Origin of the sequence: Cupriavidus sp. UYPR2.512 (genome assembly GCF_000379565.1) — a bacterium.
GTDB lineage: Bacteria > Pseudomonadota > Gammaproteobacteria > Burkholderiales > Burkholderiaceae > Cupriavidus.
Genome location: NZ_KB903019.1, coordinates 1 through 2300, shown reverse-complemented (window position 1 = coordinate 2300; position 2300 = coordinate 1). Strand labels below are relative to the sequence as shown.

General features: G+C 61.4%; 3 protein-coding genes. All 3 read left to right on the top strand.

Annotated elements, in window-relative coordinates; translation table 11 throughout:
- The first annotated feature begins 165 nt into the window (after nucleotides 1-165).
- The 3 genes from A3A5_RS38860 (at nucleotide 166) to A3A5_RS43410 (ending at nucleotide 2237) form a co-directional block, all read left to right on the top strand.
- Nucleotides 166-693, top strand: coding sequence for a hypothetical protein (locus A3A5_RS38860; protein WP_018311901.1), 528 nt, complete (start codon nucleotides 166-168; stop codon nucleotides 691-693).
- 1 nt (nucleotide 694) lies between these two features.
- Nucleotides 695-1759, top strand: a complete 1065-nt coding sequence (locus tag A3A5_RS0117825) for a hypothetical protein (RefSeq protein ID WP_018311900.1) — start codon at nucleotides 695-697, stop codon at nucleotides 1757-1759.
- 112 nt (nucleotides 1760-1871) lie between these two features.
- Nucleotides 1872-2237 carry a hypothetical protein gene (locus A3A5_RS43410; protein ID WP_157637252.1) on the top strand — a complete coding sequence of 122 codons (366 nt, stop codon included), beginning with the start codon at nucleotides 1872-1874 and terminating at the stop codon, nucleotides 2235-2237.
- The last annotated feature ends 63 nt before the right edge of the window (nucleotides 2238-2300 follow it).

Sequence of the window (2300 nt, the reverse complement as noted above, 5' to 3'; positions counted from 1 at the left end):
TAAGTTCCAAACAGAATGGAACATTGCACTAGTAGGTTTGGGAGCTAACCGGATAAGCACGGTTCGATCATTCTTCCAGGCTCCTTCTGTCGCCTATATTTCCGACTGCTGAGTAACGTTGCGCATAACGTCAATTGACGAAGCGCAGGACCTCACCTTCCAAGAGTGGAAGGGCTGGTCGGCCTGCAGAACGAGCTGGACTACGAGGGCTATCTGCTCAGCGTCTTTTCCGTCGGTTCTCACCAGTTGAACTATCGGCACGAGTATATGGCCAGCACTGGCAACGCGCATATTGCCGCCCGATTCATGGCAGCGCACGCGCGATTCCACGGGCTACGCTCCGCCAAGGAAGTCGAGTACGTTCTGAACGGTTACGACATCGATTCGGAGTGGCCGCCAGGCAGTCAGGTGTCACACCTGGCGTACTTCGCCCCGGACGAATTCGCGGCAGGCCGACGCCTGGCCGACCGCAGCGAACAACTGTGGGCGGCACTGGTGGCACTGTCGCCTGAGATTCCGCGCAAGCACCTTGAATTTCCCATGCAGCACGTCGCCACGGCGACCGAGGCAATCTTATTCCAACTGGCCAGCGGTCAGGACTGGGACGCCGTGACGCACCACGAAAGCTGGTTGCGGGAGCTGGCGAAAACCAACTTCTCCGACCATATGCGGATCATCTCGACTGGAAGCTGACATGGTGCCCTTGCGCTCGGTCAACTGGTGGCCGGAAAACCTGCGCCTGTATGAATCGAGGCTGTCATTCTTAGCGCGATTCTGCGCGTTGAATGGTCTCAACGCCCGCAGCAGCATGAAGTTCCTGAATGTGAACCCGGAAGACGACACGCCACTTTCGGAGGAGGCGCTCGTGCGCCTGTCTTCGGTGCCGCACGAACCCTTATTGCATGTCCAGCGCGTCTTCTCGCAGTCCGCAAGCTTTGTGGGTTGTGGGCGGTACGCTCCGCCGCCGGCCATGCCAGATCCGCATCGGATTCGCTATTGCAAGGCCTGTTCACGACATGGCTATCACAGCTATCTACATGAAACCAACTGGCTTTCGAGGTGCCCGTTCCACTTGACCCCGCTGGAGACGGCAGAGATCGCGCCGCGCAGCGGCACGACTGCGGCGCTGAAAGTGGAGACGTGGCAGCGCCTGATCCAGGCAAGCCGCGAGACCTGGCCTCATTACCGGGACGATGGATTTCCGACCCAGGAACACGGGCAGATGGCATCCCTGACCGCCTGGCTGACGCGTGCCGGCCAGGCCGCGGCCCGCCTGGCACAGGCCGAGAGATGGCGATCCCGAGATCGCCCGTTTTTTGGGACACCGAGTCTCGCGCAAGTCTTTGGTCAGTTGCGCACGCTGGAAGCGATGCCGGCGCAGATCGAACCGCTTTTCACCGAGCTGGGTAGCAACTGGTGCGTGGAGCGCCGTGCGTTTCCCTGGTCGACACGGTGCGAGCTCGACCGCCTGCAGCAGCGTGGGCTCGGTCTTGACCACCTTCTCGACTTCTACCGGCGCGTCGAGTCGCCTTCCGCCCTTTCCCCGCTCGCCCGAATCCGGGCCGCGCAGGACCGTCTCAAGGCCACGACGGCGCATGGGAGTCGTCTGGCTGGATCAGCGTTCAGGCGGAGCAAGGGATGCGCCGCGGTTTCGCCTGTCCGTTCGAGGTCGCACTCGCCGAGCTCGAATGCGGCCGGGAGCAGCCTGGCCCAGACTTATCCCGAAACCAGTCCGAGCGGGAATGGCGGCGCTTCCTGATCTTGTCGCAGGCATTGCAGGAGGCCGGTCTGATCCGCCCTCGGCAAGGCGCACGGGCCATGCCGGGCGAGGGCTTGATAGCACCCATGACGCCTGGCGAGACTATCATCGGATGTACGACTCCCCGCTGACCGGGCTGCTGGACACGATGATCGAATGGGAAATCGAGTCAGCCATGAACGCGTTGACGAGCTGGCTCGATGCGATTGATCGGGGCACCCACCCGTTCGCACGTGGCCATCCCCAGCCCAGCATTCGTCTGGGCGAAACCGAGGACGGGCTGTCGCGGGTTCGTTGGCGACCATTGAGCCCGACAGGGCGAGCCGTCGGTACCGTGACACCATGCGCCTGGCACCCGCTCCATGGCACCAGTCAGCGGGGAGGGGCCAGGAACAAATTTATGCAAACCAACGGCCGCAAGAGTAACTTTATTGGTTCGCCGCCTGACTTACCTGATAGGCGACATTATCAGGTTTGAATTTTTCCACAATATAGGGGGTTTAGCAGGCTGCACTTGGGGAAATTGGGGACGGCGGAGGTG